The 22,610-nt window shown below is 28.9% G+C and carries 18 protein-coding genes, 2 tRNA genes and 1 riboswitch; of the genes, 13 read left to right on the forward strand and 7 right to left on the reverse strand.

The genetic code is table 11. From position 1 onward, the window contains the following. The first annotated feature begins 48 nt into the window (after window positions 1-48). Window positions 49-2,025 carry a TraB/GumN family protein gene (locus BLS77_RS08905; RefSeq protein ID WP_089968389.1) on the forward strand — a complete coding sequence of 659 codons (1,977 nt, stop codon included), beginning with the start codon at window positions 49-51 and terminating at the stop codon, window positions 2,023-2,025. Between the two features lie 139 nt (window positions 2,026-2,164). Here BLS77_RS08905 and BLS77_RS08910 read toward each other — a convergent pair whose 3' ends face one another. Beyond that, complete coding sequence (locus BLS77_RS08910) at window positions 2,165-3,514, reverse strand: M28 family metallopeptidase (protein ID WP_089968392.1); 1,350 nt, start codon at window positions 3,512-3,514, stop codon at window positions 2,165-2,167. A gap of 111 nt (window positions 3,515-3,625) precedes the next feature. Continuing rightward, complete coding sequence (locus BLS77_RS08915; protein WP_089968395.1) at window positions 3,626-3,958, reverse strand: hypothetical protein; 333 nt, start codon at window positions 3,956-3,958, stop codon at window positions 3,626-3,628. A gap of 278 nt (window positions 3,959-4,236) precedes the next feature. Here BLS77_RS08915 and BLS77_RS08920 point away from each other — a divergent pair, with 278 nt between their 5' ends. Both BLS77_RS08920 and BLS77_RS08925 read left to right on the forward strand, forming a co-directional pair. Further along, complete coding sequence (locus BLS77_RS08920) at window positions 4,237-6,411, forward strand: Tex family protein (protein ID WP_089968398.1); 2,175 nt, start codon at window positions 4,237-4,239, stop codon at window positions 6,409-6,411. A gap of 51 nt (window positions 6,412-6,462) precedes the next feature. Next, window positions 6,463-6,578, forward strand: a riboswitch (FMN riboswitch). A 157-nt stretch (window positions 6,579-6,735) separates the two neighbouring features. Next, on the forward strand, window positions 6,736-7,314 hold the full coding sequence (locus BLS77_RS08925) for an ECF transporter S component (RefSeq protein ID WP_089968934.1): 579 nt from the start codon (window positions 6,736-6,738) through the stop codon (window positions 7,312-7,314). Between the two features lie 123 nt (window positions 7,315-7,437). Here BLS77_RS08925 and rimI read toward each other — a convergent pair whose 3' ends face one another. Genes rimI through tsaE form a run of 3 tightly spaced genes read right to left on the reverse strand, consistent with a single transcriptional unit; the run spans window position 7,438 to window position 9,042 of the window. Beyond that, window positions 7,438-7,884 (reverse strand): ribosomal protein S18-alanine N-acetyltransferase, encoded by a 447-nt coding sequence (gene rimI / locus BLS77_RS08930; RefSeq protein WP_089968401.1) that lies wholly within the window; start codon window positions 7,882-7,884, stop codon window positions 7,438-7,440. Then, window positions 7,868-8,584 carry a tRNA (adenosine(37)-N6)-threonylcarbamoyltransferase complex dimerization subunit type 1 TsaB gene (tsaB, locus tag BLS77_RS08935; RefSeq protein ID WP_089968404.1) on the reverse strand — a complete coding sequence of 239 codons (717 nt, stop codon included), beginning with the start codon at window positions 8,582-8,584 and terminating at the stop codon, window positions 7,868-7,870. Before tsaB ends, rimI begins: the two co-directional genes overlap by 17 nt. Further along, window positions 8,581-9,042, reverse strand: coding sequence for a tRNA (adenosine(37)-N6)-threonylcarbamoyltransferase complex ATPase subunit type 1 TsaE (gene tsaE / locus BLS77_RS08940; RefSeq protein ID WP_089968407.1), 462 nt, complete (start codon window positions 9,040-9,042; stop codon window positions 8,581-8,583). The genes tsaB and tsaE overlap by 4 nt, the downstream gene beginning before the upstream one ends. 318 nt (window positions 9,043-9,360) lie before the next feature. Here tsaE and BLS77_RS08945 point away from each other — a divergent pair, with 318 nt between their 5' ends. From BLS77_RS08945 to BLS77_RS08955, 3 genes are all read left to right on the forward strand, one after another. Further along, window positions 9,361-10,335 (forward strand): metal ABC transporter substrate-binding protein, encoded by a 975-nt coding sequence (locus BLS77_RS08945; protein WP_089968410.1) that lies wholly within the window; start codon window positions 9,361-9,363, stop codon window positions 10,333-10,335. 51 nt (window positions 10,336-10,386) lie between these two features. After that, a tRNA-Trp gene (locus BLS77_RS08950) sits at window positions 10,387-10,461 on the forward strand. A gap of 70 nt (window positions 10,462-10,531) precedes the next feature. Continuing rightward, the gene (locus tag BLS77_RS08955; protein WP_089968413.1) at window positions 10,532-11,029 is read left to right on the forward strand and encodes a deoxycytidylate deaminase; all 498 of its coding nucleotides are present in this window, start codon (window positions 10,532-10,534) and stop codon (window positions 11,027-11,029) included. Between the two features lie 77 nt (window positions 11,030-11,106). Here the strand turns inward: BLS77_RS08955 and BLS77_RS08960 are convergent, their stop codons facing one another. Then, on the reverse strand, window positions 11,107-12,174 hold the full coding sequence (locus BLS77_RS08960; RefSeq protein WP_089968416.1) for an NAD(P)H-dependent flavin oxidoreductase: 1,068 nt from the start codon (window positions 12,172-12,174) through the stop codon (window positions 11,107-11,109). Between the two features lie 214 nt (window positions 12,175-12,388). On the opposite strand from BLS77_RS08960, the gene BLS77_RS08965 reads away from it, so the two are divergent. The 7 genes from BLS77_RS08965 (at window position 12,389) to BLS77_RS08995 (ending at window position 21,591) form a co-directional block, all read left to right on the forward strand. After that, window positions 12,389-12,463: transfer RNA gene (locus BLS77_RS08965), tRNA-Trp, on the forward strand. 147 nt (window positions 12,464-12,610) lie between these two features. Then, a complete protein-coding gene (locus BLS77_RS08970) occupies window positions 12,611-15,841 on the forward strand; it encodes a ligand-binding sensor domain-containing protein (protein WP_089968419.1) in 3,231 nt (1,076 codons plus the stop codon). Between the two features lie 61 nt (window positions 15,842-15,902). Then, window positions 15,903-16,196 carry a hypothetical protein gene (locus tag BLS77_RS08975; RefSeq protein WP_089968422.1) on the forward strand — a complete coding sequence of 98 codons (294 nt, stop codon included), beginning with the start codon at window positions 15,903-15,905 and terminating at the stop codon, window positions 16,194-16,196. A gap of 267 nt (window positions 16,197-16,463) precedes the next feature. Next, complete coding sequence (gene licT / locus BLS77_RS08980; RefSeq protein WP_089968425.1) at window positions 16,464-17,312, forward strand: BglG family transcription antiterminator LicT; 849 nt, start codon at window positions 16,464-16,466, stop codon at window positions 17,310-17,312. A gap of 166 nt (window positions 17,313-17,478) precedes the next feature. Beyond that, complete coding sequence (locus BLS77_RS08985; RefSeq protein ID WP_089968427.1) at window positions 17,479-19,173, forward strand: PTS transporter subunit EIIC; 1,695 nt, start codon at window positions 17,479-17,481, stop codon at window positions 19,171-19,173. A 121-nt stretch (window positions 19,174-19,294) separates the two neighbouring features. Continuing rightward, on the forward strand, window positions 19,295-21,328 hold the full coding sequence (gene ptsG / locus BLS77_RS08990; protein WP_089968431.1) for a glucose-specific PTS transporter subunit IIBC: 2,034 nt from the start codon (window positions 19,295-19,297) through the stop codon (window positions 21,326-21,328). A gap of 11 nt (window positions 21,329-21,339) precedes the next feature. Next, the gene (locus tag BLS77_RS08995) at window positions 21,340-21,591 is read left to right on the forward strand and encodes a DUF1653 domain-containing protein (protein ID WP_089968434.1); all 252 of its coding nucleotides are present in this window, start codon (window positions 21,340-21,342) and stop codon (window positions 21,589-21,591) included. Window positions 21,592-21,715: 124 nt separating this feature from the next. Here BLS77_RS08995 and BLS77_RS09000 read toward each other — a convergent pair whose 3' ends face one another. Then, on the reverse strand, window positions 21,716-22,588 hold the full coding sequence (locus BLS77_RS09000; protein ID WP_089968437.1) for a phosphatase domain-containing putative toxin: 873 nt from the start codon (window positions 22,586-22,588) through the stop codon (window positions 21,716-21,718). Window positions 22,589-22,610 lie beyond the last annotated feature (22 nt).

The raw sequence follows: 22,610 nt of genomic DNA on the forward strand, positions 1-22,610 counted from the left end.
AATAATAATAAGCTAATAGAATATTTTAGAAGAATTGAGGGGGATATTATGGAAAGCGAAGTTAAAAAATATCAGATGGTCAATATTATGAAGTTTATTTGTGCAATTTTAGTTATTACAATTCACACTTCGGCATTTAGGTCTTTAGGAGAAGGAGCAAATGCAACTTTAAGTTTAGTAATTGCAAGAATTGCAGTACCATTCTTCTTTATAGCAGCAGGTTATTTCTTCTATATGAAAATGGGAAGTAGAGAAGGTTATTTAAAGGGATATATTAAAAAACTATTAATTATATATGTAATAGTTAATAGTTTATATTTAGTTTTATTATTTCAAACGGCAACAAGTATGATTAATGGAGGTTTTGGATATTTAAAAGCAATTTATGCAAATGGATTTGCACTAAGTCTTTGGTATTTTCCAGCATTAATTTTATCTATATCATTTGTTTATTTATTTTTGAAGAAAAATTGGATAAGACCCTTAATAGGAATAAGTATAATTTTATTTGTAGTAGGTTTAATGGGAGATAGTTATTTTGGTTTAATTCAAGGAACACCTCTAGAAGCTATAGTAAATGCATATAAATTTATATTTGATGCTACAAGAAATGGGTTGTGCGTTGGTGTACCATTTATAACAATAGGAGCTTTAATAAATAAATATAGTTTAGATGTAAAGGTTAAAAAATCAATAATATTTATGGCAATATTTTCACTGATTCTTGGACTTGAAGCTTATACTTTAATTATAAATAAAATACCAGCGGATTATAATATATATATTTCATTAGCATTGCTAGTGCCATTTATATTTATATGGGCATTAAAATGTAAAATAAATATAAGTGATAGAAATTCAAATCTTTTTAGGGATATGAGTCTTTGGATATATTGTGTTCATGAACTTATAATGATGAGTATGTTTAGGTATACAAGGTTTCTAGGGACTAATAGTGTTGTAAACTTTATAGTAGTAGCATTACTTTCGGTTTGTGTTGCATATTTTATTGCAAATAGGAGAGTTAAGCCAGAGGCAACAAATAAAAAGAAAGAGTTAACATTTGCAATTGGATCATTAGCATTAGCGATGTTGTTTATATTTGTTGGAGTAAAATTGAATTCAGCACCTCAGGGAGAAGGGAATCCATATGTAATAAATGTTGCAGATGATGCACCAACTTCTAATATAGTGGGTCTATTATGGAAGATTTCGGATGAAGATAGCGGTATGTATTTATATGGGAATCCCATGATTGGAACAAAAGATATGTATCCGCTAGCACCAGTTGTTGAAGAAGCATTTAAAAATTCGGAGGGATTACTTATACAATTTAATGATGCTGGCCTAGATGGAGAGAAACTTAGAAAAATAATGATGTATGAAGAGGGAGATTCTTTAGATAAACATATTACTCCTGAAGCTATGAAAATAATGGAGGAAAAAGTAGAGGAACAAGGCGGTAATATAGATCAATATAAGAAGATAAGATCTAGGATTGGTAGTCAAATTATTATAACTAACAATATTAACAATGATAAATATTCACTAGTATATGGAATTGATGCTTATTTAAGTTATAGGGCTAAACAGCAAAAAAAACCTATAATAGGTATGGATGATATTTATGAATGTTGTATAGTGGATAACAATGTATCTAATGAAGTAGAAGATGCATCCGTTAAGTTAATGCAATATAATGACAGGATGTCAGAAAAGTATTTAGAAGGATTAGACGCATGGAAAACAGGAGATTCACAAAAAGTAGAAGAGTGTTTAGAGAATCCATATACTGTATCGGAAGAAGAAAAGGGAAATTTAAATAAGTTAACTGAAATAATAAGAGTGAATGATAAAATTATATTAACTAATCAAAATAAATTATATGAATCAAAAATAGATCAATATATGAAGGATAATAAAAATTACTTTATATCTATGTCAGTAGATTATATTTTAGGTAAAGATGGAATAGCTAAAATGCTAGAAGATAAAGGTTATAAAGTTGAGAGAATAGAAAATTAGAAAAATATTATTTTAAACCCTAATTATGATATTTAAAAATCGTAATTAGGGTTTAGGTCATCGTAAAACAAATAACAGACCAACATCTTTGGTCTGTTATTTGTTTTATAATAGCTAAGTCATTTTTTGAAATATATTATTAGGAACACTTCTTTTTATTTGCAAAAGGAGCAGCAACTAAAATTCCAAATAAGAATGAAAAGATAAGTATTGAGTATTTATCATGGAAAAATACAGTTATATTTCCATAAGATGAATCTTTAATTTTTGCTTCAACAATGGTATAAACACTATCAATTGCATCAGTGTTTATAAATTCAACTTTATCATTTGGTGTATGGATCTTAGTCATATCACTATGACAGAAACTTAAAGCATCTAACCCTGCATTTGTAAAACTTGCATGGTCACTTGAATCTTTATATTCAATTTCATAAGGTGTATCGTATTTTTTTGAAAGTTTTTCTACAGATTTAAGAAGTTTAGAATCTGTATCCTTAGCTTTTTCACCAAGCATAAAGGTAATAGGGTAATTTTCACTACCTATCATATCAAAGTTAATTACCTCCGCTCCTTCTAGCTTATCTTTATTGGTTTCGGCAAATTTTTTAGAACCTAGAAGTCCGAATTCTTCTGCATTTAATGCAACAAAAATAATATCACGTTTAGGTTTCGCATAGGTTGAGAGACTTCTTTGAAGCTCTAACATAAAGGAGGTGCCTGAAGCGTTATCTAGTGCTCCGTTATAAGTGTTTCCTAAACCATCAGTGCCTAAATGATCATAATGTGATGTAATAACAAGTGGTGGCAACTTAGAGTTAGATCCCTTAAGTACACCAACAATGTTAGAAATAGTTTTTTCTTCAGTAGTAAATGGTACGTGGACAGAAACATCTAAACCAGCACGAACAGAATCTAAGATTTTATTATAAGTATTAGTATTAATCATAATTGCCATATTATAAGGAAAGTCACTCATAAAAGAACTTCTAAATGAGAAATCATTATCTTTGGCAACATAGAATAGATACTTCTCTGCATCAGTAGTAATAACTTCAATAGAATTAGTATTAATGTTTACAGTATCACTTTGGGAAAAAGTAACAGAATTTTTTTTGAAATTAAGCATATCTTCCTTAAAATCAACTCCATATTTAAGATCTTCAATAACAATACCATTAGAAGAAATAGTTAGGTAAGGTATGGTATTTGTTTTAATAGGACATAGGGTAGTGAAGTCCTCACTGTAAGTTTCGTTTAAGGGAACAAGCTTAGAATCCGTAAAGCTTTTTCTAATTAATTCACCAATTAACAAATTCTCATTACTTCCAGGTAACCGACCAGCATAGTTATATGAAGATAAGTTAGCTACCTCTTCTTTTACTTTATTTGAGTCAAAGGATGAATATGTAAAATTAAAAAATAGTGAAACAGCTAATAATACAAATGAAATTAGTAAAGAAAAACAATACAAAAGTTTTTTCTTCATAAAAAATCCCCTCCCAATTAATAGTTTTATTTATTAAATACTATTAATTGAGGATGCGGATTATGATTAAATATTTATTATTAGGTTGTACATATTGAAAAAATAAGATAATTACCCCTTTTTATAAACTAAAGATATTAAACTAAAAACTATAGCAAATAGTAATGAAACATAAATAAATATATTTAAAGATTTATTTACAATGGCAAAAACTCCACCAACGATGGTGCAAAATAAAATCACTCCATTTATAAACCGTGCAAGACCTGATTTGTTAGTCACAAGTTGTTTCATAGACGTCATAAGAATCAATATTAGAGTTAAAAATACAAGGACGTTCTTTAATGTACCTGAAAATTGAATAACATAATATTCATTTAGGACTAAAAAAACCACAAACATTATAAGAAATATACTTAAGATTTTATCAATAACTTTATCCATACTACCACCCAAATGTAAAATTTTAACAACTACATTATACTATAATAAGTAACATAATATCAAGAGTATTTATAGAAACATAATATATAGTTTCTAGTTGTTTTGAAAACTTAGAGCACTGAAAAAATAACAAGCCAATATACACCACATAGTGACTTGTTATTTTTTTATATAGCTCTAATTTAAATATATAATTGAATTCACTTGTATTATTTGTAAAAAATATTATAATTATAATAGCATTATGTAAAATTTCAGGTCAAGTTTAGGAGGATAAAATGGTAAATATAGAAGAAAAAATTGCGAAAGAGCTTAGTATTAAACTAAGTCAAGTAGAAAATGTTATAAATTTATTAGATGATGGGAATACAGTTCCGTTTATATCTAGATATAGAAAGGAGCAAACTGGAGACTTAACTGATGAGGTTTTAAGAAATTTTCAAGAAAGATTAAATTATCTTAGAAATTTAAAAGATAGAAAAGATAATGTTATAAGATTAATAGATGAGCAAGGAAAGTTAACAGAAGAATTAACTAAATCATTAGAAAAAGCAGATACTCAGGCAGAGGTAGAAGATATATATAGACCTTATAAGCAAAAGAAAAGAACTAAGGCTACAATTGCTTTAGAAAAAGGTTTGAAACCTTTAGCTGAATTAATTATGAATGGAGAATTTAAAGAAGAAATAACTTTAGAAGCTAGCAAGTATATTAATGAAGAAAAAGGGGTTATTACTTATAGTGATGCAATTCAAGGATCTTTAGATATTGTTGCAGAAGCAATATCAGAAGAGGCTAAATATAGAAAATGGATTAGAGAATTAGTTTTAAGAGATGGAAAAATAGAATCTAAGGGATCTAGTGATACTCCAACTGCTTTTGAAATGTATTATGAATATAGTGAAGATGTAAAAAGCATACCAGCACATAGAATTTTAGCTATAAATAGAGGAGAAAAAGAAAAAATACTTTCAGTTAAAATAACTATGGGGGAAGATAGGATAATAACATATCTTCAAAGAAATGTTTTAAAGGGTAATTCTATTACTGATGAATATTTAGAAACTGCAATAAGAGATTCTTTAAAAAGATTAATTTATCCGTCTATTGAAAGAGAAGTAAGAAATGAACTTACAGACATCGGAGAACAAGGTGCTATAAAAATCTTTAAAGAAAATCTTAAAGCATTACTTATGCAACCTCCGATTAAAGGGAAGGTTGTTATGGGATACGATCCTGGGTTTAGGACAGGATGTAAAGTTGCTGTTTTAGATAATACAGGTAAGTTTTTAGATAAGGCGACAGTTTATCCAACTATGCCAAGAAATGATACCCAAGGAACTAAAAGAATTTTAAAAGAATTAGTTAATAAATATAATGTAGATGTTATTTCTATTGGGAATGGTACTGCATCAAGAGAATCTGAAGAAGTAATTTCAGAAATGTTATCAGAAATTAAAAATGAAAATGGAAAAGAATTAGCTTACGTTATAGTTTCAGAAGCTGGGGCTTCTGTTTATTCTGCATCAGAACTTGCAACTAAGGAGTATCCTGACTTAGATGTAACTATAAGAGGTGCTATTTCAATAGGTAGAAGACTTCAAGATCCTATGGCAGAGCTTGTTAAAATTGACCCTAAGGCTATTGGCGTAGGTCAATACCAACATGATGTAACTGCAAAGAGGTTAGAAGAGTCCTTAGCTGGGGTTGTTGAAGATTCGGTAAATAAGGTAGGAGTAGATTTAAACACTGCTACACCTTCACTTTTAACTCATATAGCAGGTGTTAATGTAGCTATAGCAAATAATATTGTGGCTTACAGAGATGAAGTTGGAGAATTTAAAAGTAGAAAAGAACTTTTAAAGGTTAAAAGATTAGGACAAAAAGCATATGAACAATGTGCTGGGTTCTTAAGGGTTATGGAAAGCCGCGAGCCCCTTGATAACACATCTGTTCATCCTGAATCCTATAAAGTAGCTACAAAACTAATGGAGTTACTTGGATATTCAAAAGCAGATTTGAAAAATAGAAAACTAAATGATATAGAAGAAAAAGTTAATGAAAAAGGATTAAATAATTTACTTAAGGAATTAGAAGTTGGTGAACCTACTCTTAAGGATATAATTAAGGAAATACAAAAACCAGGAAGAGATCCAAGAGAGGGAATGCCAAAACCAATATTAAAAACAGGAGTAATTGATTTAAAAGATTTAACTCCAGGAATGGTGTTAATGGGAACAGTTAGAAATGTTTCTGATTTTGGAGCATTTGTTGATATTGGAGTCCACCAGGACGGCCTTGTTCATAAAAGTCAAATGGCTAACAAATTTGTAAAACATCCTTTAGATATAGTAAAGGTTGGAGATGTTATAAAGGTTAGCATTATGGAAGTTGACTCTAAGAGAAAAAGAATTTCTCTTTCAATGAAAGATATAAAAGAACAAGAAGCATAAAAAAATGTTGCAAAAAATTATAAACATACATATAATAAAAGTATAATTAAATAATATCTTCAGGGCGGGGCGTGAATCCCCACCGGCGGTAAAGCCCGCGAGCTAGAAATAGCAGATTCGGTTAAACTCCGAAGCCGACAGTATAGTCTGGATGAAAGAAGGTAAAGGTTAGAGTTTTATTTAAGTGTATTTATAATGCAATATAAATAAACCTATTTCTTTGTGTATTTTAAGCCCTGATGTATTCATACATCAGGGCTTTTTTAATGCATAAAATAAGTAACCTATACCCCAGGGGATAAACTTTTGGGAGGAGAGAAAACAATGAAGAATGAAAGCAAAAAATTAGACGTAAACAAATGTATCAAAATCTCACTACTAGGGGCGATATCAGTAATACTTATGTATTTTGATTTTCCAGTAATACCAATGTTTCCATGGCTTAAAATTGATTTAAGCGATGTACCAGCATTAATGGGGGCATTTGCTTTTGGACCTATGACAGGAATTGTTATAGAGGGATTAAAAAATATATTAATATTAATAGTAAAGGGAACTGGAACAGCTTTTGTTGGAGAAATAGCAAACTTTATAATAGGAATATCCTTAATTGCACCAACCGCATATATATATAATAGAAATAAAAGTAGAAAAACTGCATTAATAGGTATGACAGTAGGGTTTGTATCTGTTCAAATAGCCGGAATAATAACAAATGTTTATTTCTTATTACCAGCCTTCGGAATGCAAATGGATAAAGTTCAAACACTTCAATATGTAACAGTTGGATTATTACCATTTAACGGAATAAAAGCTGTATTAGTATTTGCAATTACCTATGTTTTATATAAAAAAGTATCAAGAGCAATATTTAAAGTGGAGCCTGCCTTAGATCGAAAGTAAAAGAAAGGTTAGTTTTTTAGAAAAATTTAGGCATCTTTAAAAAATATACTAGCAGATAGACTAGTTATTTTTTGAAGATGCCTTATTTTAGAAAAAATTAAATATAAGAAAAAATTATGCGCATTAAAAGTCGTATTTTTGCATTAAAATAGCATCTTCGCTATTACCATAATAGTTTTTTCGAAGACCTGTTTCTTTAAAACCAAGTTTTTTGTAAAGATTTTGAGCGATTAAGTTTGAACGCCTAACCTCTAAATTAAAAATTGTACAATCTAAATCTATACAAAGAGTTAAAACTGAATTTAATAATTCACTTGCAATGTTATTACGTCTATAATCTGGATGAACGCCGATATTAGTTATATCTCCAATATCAGTTATAATCCATACACCTATAAATCCGACTACGTTGCCAGTTTCAATATCCTTTGCAACTATATATTTAGCCAAAGGATTACTTAGTTCGGATTCAACTGATGCTTTAGACCAAGGTAGAGAAAAACAAATTTTACTAATTTCAAAAACTCCATCTATGTCACTGGTAGTCATTAGGTTATAAGTTATTTTCATTTTTTAATGCCATCCTTTTTTCAAGCTCTCTTTCAGCTAGAGGTTTTTTTAAGTAAAGAGGAGATGAATTCACATCATCATATTTTCCTTCTAATAAAAGTTTTAATCCAAGTTCACCAAGAGATGAAGCACGAACTAAACTTAGATGATTAGGAGCAAATAAAGCATTAGGTAGATGTTCTTGAAGGTAAGATTTATACTTAATAAGACCATCACCTGTGAATAATATTTTTTCGCTTTTTTCTTTTAGTAAAGAAACTAATTCTTCTAAATCAAGAGCACAATAATCTATTAAAGGATTTAAGGTTCCATTTTCATTTTTATAAAGACAGGTATAAACACTATCTCTTAAAGCATCCATTATTGGACATATTATTCCGTCAAAGTTTATTGACGAGTAAGCTAAAGCATCTAAACTTGAAACACCTATATAGGGTTTGGATGTCCCAAAGCTTAAACCTTTTATTGTTGCCATACCAATTCGGAGTCCGGTAAAAGAACCAGGTCCTTTTGAAATAACAAAACCATCAACTTCATCAATATCAATGTTGTTATCTTTTAGAAGCATTTCAACAATGTTCATTATAAGTACTGAATGTTCGCGCTTATTATTTATAACATATTCAGAAAGTAGGCAATCATCTCTTAAGAGAGCACAAGTTGCAACAGAAGATGATGAATCTATACTTAAAACTATCATATTTTCAGCTCCTTTATATAGTTATATTTGTCGCCGTAGGCAATTATAGTTATTTTTCTAAAATTTTCATCAATATTTAAATCTTTTTCAATATTGATATGTAAATATTCTCTAGGTAATATTTCTTCGATATAATTTGCCCATTCAATAATTGAAACAGCATCAGAAAAAATATAATCATCAAATCCTATAGCACATATTTCATCAGGATCATTAACTCTATAAACATCAAAATGGAATAGCTTTAATCGGCCTGTATCATATTCATTAACTATTGTAAAAGTCGGACTTGTAATATGATCATCTATGTTTAAACCTTTTGCAATTCCTTTAGTAATATGAGTTTTCCCAGTTCCTAAATCTCCTGTTAAGCAAATAATATCACCGCTATTTAAAAGCTTACCAATATTAAAGCCAAGAACTGTAGTTTTTTCAACACTATCAACATGGAAATACATAAATGAAAGCTCCTTTCTAAATAATGAATATTTAAATTTAATACTCATAAAATCTTGCTTATTATATTCTATCTAAAAATAGAGTAAAAGAAAAGAAAATATTATAAATGTTAATAATACTTTTATATTGATAAAATGTAAAAAGTAAGTTAGAATTATATAGAAATTCAATTTTGTAATAAAAAGTAAATTTTATTAGCATGATAATTAAATTTGTAATATTATTATTTTAGTGATATTATAATAAATTGTTATAATGAATTAATATACTTTATAAAGAGTAAGAGAGGACAAGGATATTTCCTTGGGTGAGATAGTGTGAAAAATGTTACTTATGGATTAATAATCATTACAATGATATTGTTTTTAGGATTAGGTTTTTTTCAAAGTCCATTATTAGCTAATACAGAAAATGAAATAGAAGCAGGCGAAGAAGTGCTTTTAAATATAACAACTGTGAGTAAAAATCAATATTCTATGGTTAAATCAATAGTTTTAAATAAACATAATGTTGAATATTTATCTGAAAATGAGAGCGAAATTTATAAATTTAAATATAATGAAGACATAATAAATAATATATCCGGAAGAGATTTATTTATATATTCAGGAATTAATAATGAACCTTGGGTTAATGACTTTATAGCAGAGTTAAAGAAAGGTGATTTAGGTATAATAAATATGAGTAGAGGTATAAAAACCTTAACTTATGAAAATGGAAATGAAAACCCTTATTACTGGTTAGGAATTAATGAGTATAAAATAGCTTTATATAATGTTAAATCGGCAATTCAAGAGAAAGACCCTAAAAATAAAAGCTACTATGAAGAGAATTATACTAATGTTATTAATAAAATAGAAGAGTCTGCAAAAGAGGTCAAACTAGAGTTAGAGAAGTATAAAGATTATACTGTTTTAACAAATACAAATACATTTGATTATTTATTAAGGGATTTAGGATTACAAGTAGTGAATGTAAAAAAAGAAGTAACAAGAAAAAATTTAGACGAAAAGAAATTAGATGAAAATAAGATAGTTTTTGTAAAAGAAAAGGATCCAATAGAGATCGTTAATATAATAGAAACTAAAAAAGAAGATGACAAAGTAGAAGAAACTAAAAAAACAAATGAAGAAAAGTTAGAAGTCCCAGAGCTTGAAGCCAAAAAACCATTAGATATTAAGTCTGTAGAATTAATTAGATGGGATGGAGAAAAAACTCTAGTGGAATTGGCTTTATCAAACATTAAACTGGTAACAGATACATTGAAAAAACTTCCTATAGTGACAAAATAGAAAAACAGTTGATTTTTGAGCTAGTATAGTTTATAATAAATTATATTGCGAAGGGGTATAGCTCAGTTGGTAGAGTAGCGGTCTCCAACACCGTTGGCCTAGGTTCAAGTCCTAGTACCCCTGCCATTTTAAAAGCAGTAGATTTAATCTACTGCTTTTTTGCTATTTTAAATTTAGGAAAAGGAAAGGTGTAGATATGAGCAAAAGAGAAGGATATATTTCATGGGATGATTATTTTATGGGAGTAGCATTACTTTCAGGGCAAAGAAGTAAAGATCCATCAACTCAGGTTGGTGCATGCATAGTTAATTATGACAATCGTATAGTATCAATAGGCTATAATGGCTTTGTTAATGGTTGTTCTGATGAAGATTTTCCTTGGGAAAGAGAAGGAGATTTTCTACAAACTAAATATCCTTTTGTAGTTCATGCAGAACAAAATGCAATTTTAAATTCTAAAAGTAAATCTTTAGATAAATGTCGTATATATGTAAATTTATATCCCTGTCACGATTGTGCTAGAAATATTATTCAATCTGGTATTAGGGAAGTAATTTATCTTAGTAATAAATATGAAGAAACAGATTCTATAAAAGCATCAAAGATGATGTTTGAAAAGTCAGGAGTAAAACTAACACAATTAACTCCTGAAACTAAAGAAATAATAATTTCATTAAGAATAGAAGATATGTAGCATATTGTCTTAGGGAACTTCAAAAAAATACCTAATTAACAGCAACTGTTAATTAGGTATTTTTAAACTTATAATTACTAGGCTTTTAGTATTTCAGATTCAAGTTCATTAAGTAATTCTGAAACTGAAACAATTTTATCAATTCTTGATGCATTTTCTCCACAGAATATCAATCCGTTATCTAAATCCCCACGAACAGAATTAATTAAAGCTTCAGTTATGCAATATAGTGTAGTCGCTGGGTTGCAAGGAATTAAACAATTATAACATTTACTAACCTTAACACCCTTATCTTCTGTTTTTCTTACAAAGTTATTAACTATAGCACGGCCAGGCATACCAACTGGACTTTTAACAATAGAAATATCTTCAGCTTTGCAATTAACGTATGCTTCTTTAAATTTAACATCAGCATCACATTCATCGGTAGCGACAAAACGAGTTGCCATTTGAACTCCATCGGCACCTAATTTTAGATACTTAGCAATATCATAACCATCAAAAACACCACCAGCAACAACAACAGGAATTTTTTTATTATATTTTTCCTCATAAATTTTAACTTCTTTTATGATATCAATAACTGTTGTATCGAAATTAGCAGAGGCTTCTTCTAAATTTTCTTTATGGAAACCTAGGTGACCACCAGCCTTAGGACCTTCGATTACTATTAAGTCAGCAGTTCTGTTATTACGTTTATCCCACATACTAAGAATAACTTTTACAGCTTTAACTGAAGAAACAATAGGAGCAATTTTTATATTATGTCCTTCAACAAGTTTTGGGAGTTTAGCTGGAAGACCAGCTCCAGAGATAATTAAATCGGCTCCACCATCTATTGCAGCTTGAACATGCTCTGCATAATAATTCATTGCTACCATTAAATTAACTCCAATAATACCTTTAGGAGCAATTTTTTTTGCTTTTTTTATATGATTTCTTATAGCTCTTAAATTAGCTTCTAAGGGGTTTATTTCAAAATCTGCTTCTTTATAACCAGTTTGAGCACCAGATATTATACCGATACCTCCACATTTAGCAACAGCACCGGCTAAATTTGATAAAGAAACGCCTACACCCATACCACCTTGAATAATAGGTAGTTTTGCGACTAAATCTCCAATAATAAGTGGTTTTATATTCATAATAATACTCCTTTTCTAAAAAAGATTTGATTATAAAATAGTTTGACTATAAAACTATTTTATAACATTATACGAAAAAACAATAAAAACTACAATAGCAAATAATATAATTCATATAAATAGAATAAATTAACAAAAAGGTTAGGAAGATAATGTTAAGATTAGATATATATTGACAAGCAAATATATATCATGATAAAATAAAATTTGTTAGAGGGGTATAGCTCAATTGGTAGAGTAGCGGTCTCCAACACCGTTGGTTCAGGTTCAAGTCCTGGTACCCCTGCCATTTTTAAAACAGTAGATTTTTATCTGCTGTTTTTTTTGTTTATAAAACTTTCAAACAAATAAAGTGCGATAAGATGCGAATTATGCAGAAATTTGATATAATAGAAGATGGTTAGATAAATAGAAAACAAATCAATAAGGGGTGCTCATGAAAAATCAAATTAAAGGGGTAACATTAAAAGTTTTAGTAATATTATTTTTGATTTTATTACAACCAGTAACAGTAAAGGGCATATCGACTAAGGATACAAATATGACCTTTAAAAGAATTACTATAGAAGATGGATTATCACAAACATCTATTGAATATCTATACCAAGACACTGAAGGTTATATGTGGATTGGAACTGCTGATGGATTAAATAGATATAATGGACATGAATTTGAAATTTACAGATACAAAGAAGGTGCGAAAAGAACTATAGCTGCAAACTATATTTCTGCAATAAAAGAAGATAAAACGGGCGATTTATGGATAGGAACATCTAAAGGGTTAAATAAAATAAATCAGGATACTAAGGAAATAAGCACTTATTTACCTGGAGAAAATGGCGAAGGGATATCTCATTATAATATTTGTGAAATATTAGTAGATTCAAAAGGTGATGTTTTTGTAGCAACAGAGAATGGATTAAATATATATAATAGGGAAACAGATAGTTTTAAAAGAATATTAAATTCAAACGAATTAACAAGTCAATTTATCTATTCTATAGCAGAAGATGAAAAGGGTAGGTATTGGATTGGAACTGACAATGGATTAAATATGTATAATAAAGAAACAGGAGAGGTAAAGCAATTTTTACATGATAAAGACAATGAGAATACAATAAGCTCAAATGCTATTTTTAAGTTATATATGGATAAGGATAATAAATTATTTGTTGGTACAATTGATAAGGGGTTATCAATATTAGATACAGAGAGTTATGATGTAATAAGGTATTTAAAGGATTCAAAGGACAAAAGTTCAATACCTGGGAATTTTGTTAAGGCTATTTTAAGAGATAGTAGAGGTATGATTTGGATTGGAACGGATGATGGCTTTGCTAAGTTTGATGAAAAAGAAAAAGAATTCAAATTATATGAATCTAAAACATATGATTCTCAAAGCATAGTAAACGAAAATATTTTAAGCTTATGTGAAGATAAGTCCGGAACTATATGGGTTGGAACTTATGGTGGGATAAGTTTATTTAATCCAGGAAATATTTTTAGTTTATACAAGAACAATCCTTCTGATGATAATTCTATAAGTGAAGCAAGTGTACAAGGTATATATGAAGATAATGAGGGATTACTATGGGTTGGGACAACACATAATGGGATAAATTCTTTAGATAGAAAAAATAATATTATAAAAAGGTATGTAAATGAAAGTGGTAATGAAAAATCTTTAATAGATAATAATATTAACACCGTTGTTGGAATTGACAATGAAATATGGATTGCCACAGAAAATGGTCTAAGTAAATTTGATAAAAATACTAATGAATTTACTAATTATAAATCTACAGGTGATAAAAATAGTTTGCCAAATGATGTTGTAAGAACATTATACATAGATAGTCAAGGGATATTATGGATAGGCACAAGAGGTGGGCTGGCTAGTTTTGATAGGAAAGATACTTTTGTTAATTATAAGGATTTGTTTGAAGCTAATGGTATAAGGGAACATATGCTTTCGGATATTAAAGAAGATAAAGATGGAATAATGTGGTTTGGATCGGCCATAGATGGAGGATTAATAAAGTATAATAAAGAAACAGGAAAAATTAAAAATTATAAAAACAATAAAGCTGATAAAAATTCTTTAAGCTTTAATTCAATTAAGTCAATTAATGAAGATTCTACGGGAAACTTATGGATAGCTACACACTATGGAATTAATAAATTTAATAAGGAAACTGAAAAGTTCATAAGGTACACAGAAGAAGATGGGTTATCAAATGATTTTACATATGGAATATTAATAGATGAAAATGATGACGTATGGGTAAGTAGTAATTATGGGATATCTAAATATGATATTAAAAAAAACAAATTCATAAACTTTAATGTAACAGATGGATTGCAAGGAAATGAATTTAATGCATATTCATATTTTGAAAGTAAATCAGGGGAAATGTTCTTTGGAGGAATAAATGGTATAACTAGTTTTTACCCGAAAAATCTTATTGAAAAAACATTTATTCCACCGGTTATAATAGAAAGTATAACTATAAAGGGAGAAGTGAAATTTAACTTAAAAGAGGATATAGTAGCAAATTATAGAGATAACAATGTATATATAAATTTCTTTATGCCGGATTATAGAAATAAATCCAAGATACAATATGCATATAAACTTAGGGGATTAGATAAAGAATGGATTTTTTCCGAAAATAGGAATTATGCAAGTTATACTAATTTAGCACCTGGAAGTTATGAGTTCTTTGTAAAAGGAAGAAATTCAAGTGGTGAATGGAGTGATGCGGTATCTATTAAAATTAAAATCAATAATCCGTTCTGGAAAACTCCTATTGCATATATTCTATATTTATTATTGGTTATAATTGGTATTATATTAGTTTTAAATCGTATGAAATGGTTAGATAGATTAGTAAAACAAAAAACCTTTGAACTTAATAACAAATTAGAAGAAAATGAACTTCTATACGCCAAGCTTATTAGGACTGAAAGATATAAAAATAATTATTTTGTGAATCTTTCGCATGAACTTAGAACTCCTTTAAATGTAATATTATCAACACAGCAACTTATTACTAATTTAAATACAAATAATAAGCCAATTAGTAAGGGGAAATTAGATTATTATATGCTTACCTTAAATAGAAACTCTAATAGATTATTAAATCTTATAAATAATATTATAGATACATCTAAAATAGAGTCTGGGGCATATAGGCTGAATATAAAAAAAGTAGATATAGTTTATTTAGTAGAAGAAGCTGTGCTTTCAATGAAAGATTTTGTGGAGGATAAGGGGATAGGATTAATTATAGATCCTGAAATGGAGGAAAAAATAATTGATTGTGATGATTCGGAAATAGAAAAATGTGTTATAAACCTTATTGCAAATGCAACTAAATTTACACCAGATGGTGGAGAAATAAAGGTTGAAATATTGGACTTAGGGGATATGGTAAAAATAATAGTTAAAGATACAGGAATAGGAATAGAAAAAAAATATCATGAATCTATATTTAACAGGTTTGATCAAGTTTATGATAAAATATCAGAAGAACATGGCGGAAGTGGTCTTGGATTAACATTAACAAAGCAACTAGTGAATCTTCATAATGGACAAATAAGTGTAGAAAGTATTTGTGGAGAGGGAAGTACATTTATAATTATATTACCTATTAAACAAAGGTAATATAATTATAATGGGAATTTTGAAAAAGCTTAATAAAAAAGATAACAAGGAGAATATGGAAATGAGAGTAGTTAATGCTAAAATTATAGCAAGCAGAAATGATGGAATAGATATAAAATTCAGTAATGGAATGAGAGAATTTGTTGCTGCTTTAGAAAAAAGTGCAATTGCTTTTGAAGATATAAAAAATAATGAAGTAAATGTTAAAGTTTATTCTATGATAAGAAATTGTTGCTCAGCAGCTCCTTTATATGTATTAGAAAGCGGTAAAAATGAAGACGAAGATTTAGAAATAAAAGAATTGTTAGATTTATTTATTAAACTAATAGGAAAAGATATAAAGGGGATACTATAATTATCAAATGAAACAAAATAGACTATAATACTTAATATTTATTTGAGGATTTATAAGGTGAATTAAGGACTTAATATTGTATATACTAAGTTCTTAAAAATAAAAAAATAATAGGAAAAATATATTGACAACGGTTGCGGTGAGTGGTAATATAAATACATAATTAAATAACGGATTGTTACTGAAATGCAGGCAATACCTAAATTAAGAATGTAGTATAATTACACCTTGATTTGGGTATTTATTTTTCCACCATGAGGAGAAATTATGATAATAGAAAAAGTACTGAATAATAACGTTATTGTAGCAATTGATCCAAAAAGTAAAAAAGAAATAATATTAATGGGATGTGGAATAGCTTTTAAGAAAAAAGTTGGTCAAGAAATTGAAATGGATAAAGTAGAAAAAACTTTTGTGGTAGATGATAAGAGAATGGGTAATAAAATTAAGAAATTAATTAATCAAATTCCAGATGGTATTTTTGAATTATCTCATGAAATTATCTGTTATGCCAGTAAAAGGCTTGATAAAAAACTTGATAAGCAAATTTACATATCATTATCAGATCACATTGCATTTGCATTAAAAAGATATAAGAACAATATTAGAATCAAAAATGATTTATTAGATGAAATAAGAAGAATACATAAAGATGAATTTAAAATAGCACTTTGGGCTGTTGATTTTTTAAATAATAAATTAAATGTAGATTTGCCAGAAGATGAAGCAGGATTTATAGCACTACATTTAATTAATGCAGGATATAATGAAACTACAAATAATTCATTAGTAGCCACAAATATTATTAAAGGCATATTAAACGTAATAAGGTACTATTATTCGGTAGAGTTTGATATAGATGACCTAAATTATGATAGGCTACTTACACATCTTAAATATTTTGCTAAAAGAGTTATAACTAATAAACAATATGACAAAAGTGATACAACATTATTAGAATTAGTATCAAAAAGTTATCCAGAAGCTTTTGATTGTGTATTGAAAATTAAGCAATATATAGAAAAGAATTATAACTATCAAGTTAACGGTGATGAAATAGTATATTTAACAATGCATATACACCGAGTAATTTCAGTTTTAAAAGAGAATAATTAGATTGTTACTGGTTAAGCAGGCAAGACTTAGATTTGTTAGATTATCTATATAATTATATATATCTTTAAAGATATATATAATTATATAGATAAAGACTCTAATAAATTTGGGTCTTTATTTTTTATTTATCAAGTTCATATTTTTATTTAAAAGGGAGGAATTATAAATGTTACAATTTTTACAAAGAATTGGTAAAGCTATCATGCTTCCAATCGCAGCATTACCTATAGCAGGTATATTACTAGGAGTTGGTGGTGCTTTATTAGGTATCGCAGGATTAGAAAATGCACCAGCAGTTTATCAACCATTAATAGCGTTTGTTAGTATTCCAGTTGTTAATGCAATATTAACAATAATGAAAAATGTAGGGGATATAATATTCGGTAACTTACCATTGCTATTCGCAGTAGGGGTTGCAGTAGGTCTTGCAAAGAAAGACAAGGGAACAGCAGCTTTAGCAGCTGTATTTGGATTCTTAGTAATGAACCAAGTTATCACAACTATGTTAACATTAGGATTCACTCAACTTGGAGTTGTAACTCCAGCGAGTGTAAAGGCAACTGGTGAATATGCTACTTATGTAACAACAAACTTAGGTATATTCACATTAAACATGTCAGTATTTGGTGGTATTATAACAGGTATAGTTACATCCGTATTACACGATAAATATCATACAATTCAATTACCAGCAGTAATCGGATTCTTCTCAGGATCAAGATTTGTGCCTATAATAACAGCATTAGTAATGGCTTTTGTTGGAGCTGCATTAGCTTTTGTATGGCCAGTAGTTCAAAATGGTATTTCAATGCTTTCAGAATTTGTTAGAACAGCAGGTCCACTAGGAACATTCTTCTATGGAGTAATAGAAAGAGCATTAGTTCCATTTGGATTACATCATGTATTCTATACACCATTCTGGTATGGATCATTTGTTGAAGGTCAAATTTTAGTAGATGGTACATTAAAGACAGTTGCAGGAGCTAATACAGCATACTTTGCACAATTATCAAGTATGAGCGATTTAGTTGGCGCTTCATCAGGAACAATGTCAACAATAGTAAGTGGTACTACAAGATTTATGGCAGGTAAATTCCCATTCATGATGTTCGGGTTACCAGCAGCAGCATTTGCAATGTATAGAGCAGCAGCTCCAAGCAAGAAGAAACTTGTTGGATCATTATTATTATCAGCAGCTGTTACATCTATGCTAACTGGTATTACTGAACCTTTAGAATTTACATTCTTATTTGTTGCTCCAGTATTATATGGAGTTCATTGTTTACTAGCAGGTTTATCATTCATGTTAATGGATGTACTTAATGTATTTGTTGGTATGACATTCTCAGGTGGTCTAATTGACTTTACATTATTCGGTTTATTACCAGCAGGAGCAGGTGTACCTACTCGTTGGTTCATGATAATACTTGTGGGTATAGTATATGCAGTAGTTTACTACTTCTTATTCTTATTCATGATTAAGAAATTCAACTTAAAGACTCCGGGTAGAGATGAAAATGAACAAGAAACTAAACTTTACAGTAAAGCTGAATTCCAAGAAGCTAAGGGTATAAGCCCAGATGCTAAAGGAAAAAAAGCAAATAACAAAAATAATGAAATTGTTGAAAAAGCTCCAGAAGTTTTAGAAGCTTTAGGTGGAGAAGAAAATATAGTAAGCGTAGATGCTTGCATTACAAGATTAAGAGTTGAAGTAAAAGATAAATCTAAGGTTGATAAACCTAAACTTAAAGCACTTGGCGCAGCCGGTGTTGTTGAAGTTGGTAATGGAATTCAAGCGATATTCGGTGCAAAAGCTGATGCGTATAAGAATGAAATTAACAATATCTTAGATATAGAGTAATTTATAAATTTGAGTGTTCCAAAAAAATTGGAACACTCTTTTATAGTTTAGGAATCTATAATAAAATAGACTACAGTAATAGATAGTTATTTTATAGAGATTACTTATTAAGGAGAAAATTATGAGAGAGTTATTAAAAGGTTCATTTGGGGTATTGCAACGAATAGGTAAGGCTTTAATGTTACCAGTTGCATTATTACCAGCAGCAGGGTTACTACTTGGGATAGGAACAATGCTACAAAGTTTATATTTTTTAGATTTATTTCCAGCTGTAGGTATAGATTGGATTCAATCTATAGCCTTAATAATGTCTGGTTCTGGGAATATAATATTTACTAACCTTCCACTAATATTTGCAGTAGGTGTAGCAATTGGATTATGTGATGGCGATGGAGTTGCAGGGCTTGCAACTATAGTTGGATTCTTAATAATGAATGTTTCTATGGGAATTGGAGCTGGAGTAACAGCTGATATGGTAACAGGTAATCCAATGTACACAATGATTCTTGGGATACCAACACTTCAAACCGGAGTATTTGGGGGTATTATAATTGGGATAGTGGCATCAATAGTATACAGAAAATTCTATAATATAGAATTGCCACAGTTTTTAGGTTTCTTTTCAGGGAAGAGATTTATACCAATAGTTACCGCTGTAGCAGGTTTAATAGTTGGACTTGCACTAGTTATTATATGGCCTCCTATTCAAAATGGATTATTAATATTCTCAAGAGGTATGATAGATACAAATCAAACAGTAGCTGCATTAATTTTTGGAATTATAGAAAGATCATTAATTCCGTTTGGATTGCATCATATTTGGTATAATCCATTTTGGTATCAATTTGGAGAATATACTAATCAGGCAGGGCAATTAATTATTGGAGATCAAGCTATATTTATGGCTCAATTAAAAGATGGAGTAGAGTTTACAGCGGGGACATTTATGACTGGAAAATATCCATTTATGATGTTTGGGTTGCCAGCGGCAGCACTTGCTATGTATCATGAAGCAAGAGAAGACAAAAAAAAATTAGTAGCAGGAATATTCTTCTCAGCTGCACTAACTTCTTTTTTAACAGGGATAACAGAACCAATAGAATTTACATTTCTATTTGTAGCACCAGTATTATTTGGGGTTCATTGTATATTTGCAGGGATTTCATTTATGACAATGCAAATATTAAATGTAAAAATAGGATTAACATTCTCAGGCGGAATTATAGATTATTTATTATTTGGAGTATTTCCAAATAGAACAGCGTGGTGGCTAGTAATACCTGTAGGGGTTATATTTGCAATAATTTATTATTTTGGGTTTAGATTCATAATAAGAAAACTGGATCTTAAAACGCCAGGTAGAGAAAACGATGAAATAGAAGTAGATATAGATGTTGATAATGGTGAACTTGCAGTTAAAGTTCTGGAAGCCTTAGGTGGAAAATCAAATATCAAACATTTAGATGCATGTATAACCAGATTAAGGGTAATAGTATTAGACCTTAGTAAAGTGGATAAGAATGAATTTAAAGTTCTTGGATCAGCTGGAACTATGCAAATAGGAAAAAATATCCAAATTATATTTGGACCTAAATCGGATAGATTAAAAGAACAAATTAAAGGTGTTATAAGTGGGAAAGAAATAGAAAAAAAATTAATTAAGACAATAGAAGAAATAAAGCCGGGGATAGATACAGGAGTAAAAATTGCTATACCTGTATCTGGAAAATTAATTAATTTAGAAGAAGTACCAGATGATGTATTTTCTATGAGGTTAATAGGTGATGGGTTTGCAATAGATCCAACTGAGGGATCTTTACTTTCACCAGTAAAAGGTAAGATAACCGCATTAATAAGAACTAACCATGCAATAACAATAACCACAGATACTGGGATGAAAGTATTTATACATATAGGAATAGATACAATAAAACTTAATGGTGATGGGTTCGTAAGCTTTATTAAAGTAGGCGATGAAGTTAATATAGGAGATAAATTAATAGAATTTCCATTAGAAAGTATTAAAGCAAATAAATTATCACCAATTATTCCAATAATATTTAAAAATATTTCTTTAAATGAATATGTATACTATAAAAGAAGTAACAAGGTAAGGGCTAAAGATTCAAATAAGATTGAAATTCACATGAAATAAGGGAGATAAAGATGGATAGAGATATTGTGGAGAGAAAAGGAAAGATATTTAGACATTTTAAAGGCGATTTATATTTAGTTCAAGATGTTGTAACACATTCAGAAACTGGAGAAAAGCTAGTATTATATAAAGCTTTATATGGTGAATGTGGATTATTTGTAAGACCATATAATATGTTTATAGAAGAGGTACCATCAGAAAAAGAAAATCCAACAGGGCAAAAATATAGGTTTCAGGAATGTGATGTTAAAAGCGTTAAATAAAATAAAAGAATAGAACTAATTTTAATATAGTAGTAAAGATATAGGACTGATAGAAATATAACTATCAGTCCTATATATTTTCTATGAACTATAACCATTAAGATTTTAAATTAAATAAAGAGTATTAATTTAACTTAATCCAAGTTGAGTAAGGTGTATTAAAGTTAGAACCCATATTTTCTAGTGTATATTTATAAAATGATTGTAAAAAGGTAGATCTTTCTTTGTTATCGGTTAAGATAATTCCACCTGCATCTAGTTGGTGTTTTAAAATAGTATCTAGTGGAAGCTTATCTTTGTTATTCATCATTTGATAAAGGGCCATAAAGGTAGTGGTTCTACCTTCCCCTTCAAGGCAGTGAAAATGTAAATGGGCAGTAGCTGGAATATTTTTTATAAATTCTACAAATTCATCGGTAACATCTAAAGTAGGGGTTCCACCATCACGGACAGCAAAACGTTTATAATTAATATTATTTTCTTTAACTAAAGTTTCTTCAGAAAATACTTTATTTACTTTTAATGTTTGTAGTAATTCACCTTTTTTGTTATAAATATTAACGTCAGAACCCAGTTTTATAGAGGCTAAATCCTTCTTCTCGCCTTCAAGTGTTTGTGTAGTAGTAAAATCTTTGTTTAAAAGATTTTCTTTGTTATAAAAACTTATAGGCAAAGTATTAATATATCCATGAGATTCTTGCCTTAAGTCAACTATGTACAAATCTTTATTGTTTAAAGCCTCAATAAGATTTTTTAACTGGAAAGGTGCAAATTCAGCACTACCAGAAATGTTTAAATCTGTTAAATTCCTAAATCTATTAGGTAAGGGAGTTATGCTGTTATTATCCCTTATAATCATTGTTGTATTTGATAATGGATCATTGTATAAAGTGTTAGAGTTTAAATAATTAATGCTAGCATCTACATTAATTGTAACTGATAAAAACAAAACTATGGATAATAAAATTGATAGGAAATTCTTTTTATTATTTTTCATAAATAACTCCATTTCTAAAAAA

The organism is Clostridium gasigenes, from assembly GCF_900104115.1.
GTDB classification, from domain to species: domain Bacteria; phylum Bacillota; class Clostridia; order Clostridiales; family Clostridiaceae; genus Clostridium; species Clostridium gasigenes.

What these genes read in the sequence shown, in the direction of transcription:
- BLS77_RS08905 (WP_089968389.1), top strand. Translation starts at nt 49, where the DNA reads ATGGAAAGCGAAGTTAAAAAATATCAGATGGTCAATATTATGAAGTTT.
- BLS77_RS08910 (WP_089968392.1), bottom strand. Translation starts at nt 3,514, where the DNA reads ATGAAGAAAAAACTTTTGTATTGTTTTTCTTTACTAATTTCATTTGTA.
- BLS77_RS08915 (WP_089968395.1), bottom strand. Translation starts at nt 3,958, where the DNA reads ATGGATAAAGTTATTGATAAAATCTTAAGTATATTTCTTATAATGTTT.
- BLS77_RS08920 (WP_089968398.1), top strand. Translation starts at nt 4,237, where the DNA reads ATGGTAAATATAGAAGAAAAAATTGCGAAAGAGCTTAGTATTAAACTA.
- BLS77_RS08925 (WP_089968934.1), top strand. Translation starts at nt 6,736, where the DNA reads ATGAAGAATGAAAGCAAAAAATTAGACGTAAACAAATGTATCAAAATC.
- rimI (WP_089968401.1), bottom strand. Translation starts at nt 7,884, where the DNA reads ATGAAAATAACTTATAACCTAATGACTACCAGTGACATAGATGGAGTT.
- tsaB (WP_089968404.1), bottom strand. Translation starts at nt 8,584, where the DNA reads ATGATAGTTTTAAGTATAGATTCATCATCTTCTGTTGCAACTTGTGCT.
- tsaE (WP_089968407.1), bottom strand. Translation starts at nt 9,042, where the DNA reads ATGTATTTCCATGTTGATAGTGTTGAAAAAACTACAGTTCTTGGCTTT.
- BLS77_RS08955 (WP_089968413.1), top strand. Translation starts at nt 10,532, where the DNA reads ATGAGCAAAAGAGAAGGATATATTTCATGGGATGATTATTTTATGGGA.
- BLS77_RS08960 (WP_089968416.1), bottom strand. Translation starts at nt 12,174, where the DNA reads ATGAATATAAAACCACTTATTATTGGAGATTTAGTCGCAAAACTACCT.
- BLS77_RS08970 (WP_089968419.1), top strand. Translation starts at nt 12,611, where the DNA reads ATGAAAAATCAAATTAAAGGGGTAACATTAAAAGTTTTAGTAATATTA.
- BLS77_RS08975 (WP_089968422.1), top strand. Translation starts at nt 15,903, where the DNA reads ATGAGAGTAGTTAATGCTAAAATTATAGCAAGCAGAAATGATGGAATA.
- licT (WP_089968425.1), top strand. Translation starts at nt 16,464, where the DNA reads ATGATAATAGAAAAAGTACTGAATAATAACGTTATTGTAGCAATTGAT.
- BLS77_RS08985 (WP_089968427.1), top strand. Translation starts at nt 17,479, where the DNA reads ATGTTACAATTTTTACAAAGAATTGGTAAAGCTATCATGCTTCCAATC.
- ptsG (WP_089968431.1), top strand. Translation starts at nt 19,295, where the DNA reads ATGAGAGAGTTATTAAAAGGTTCATTTGGGGTATTGCAACGAATAGGT.
- BLS77_RS08995 (WP_089968434.1), top strand. Translation starts at nt 21,340, where the DNA reads ATGGATAGAGATATTGTGGAGAGAAAAGGAAAGATATTTAGACATTTT.
- BLS77_RS09000 (WP_089968437.1), bottom strand. Translation starts at nt 22,588, where the DNA reads ATGAAAAATAATAAAAAGAATTTCCTATCAATTTTATTATCCATAGTT.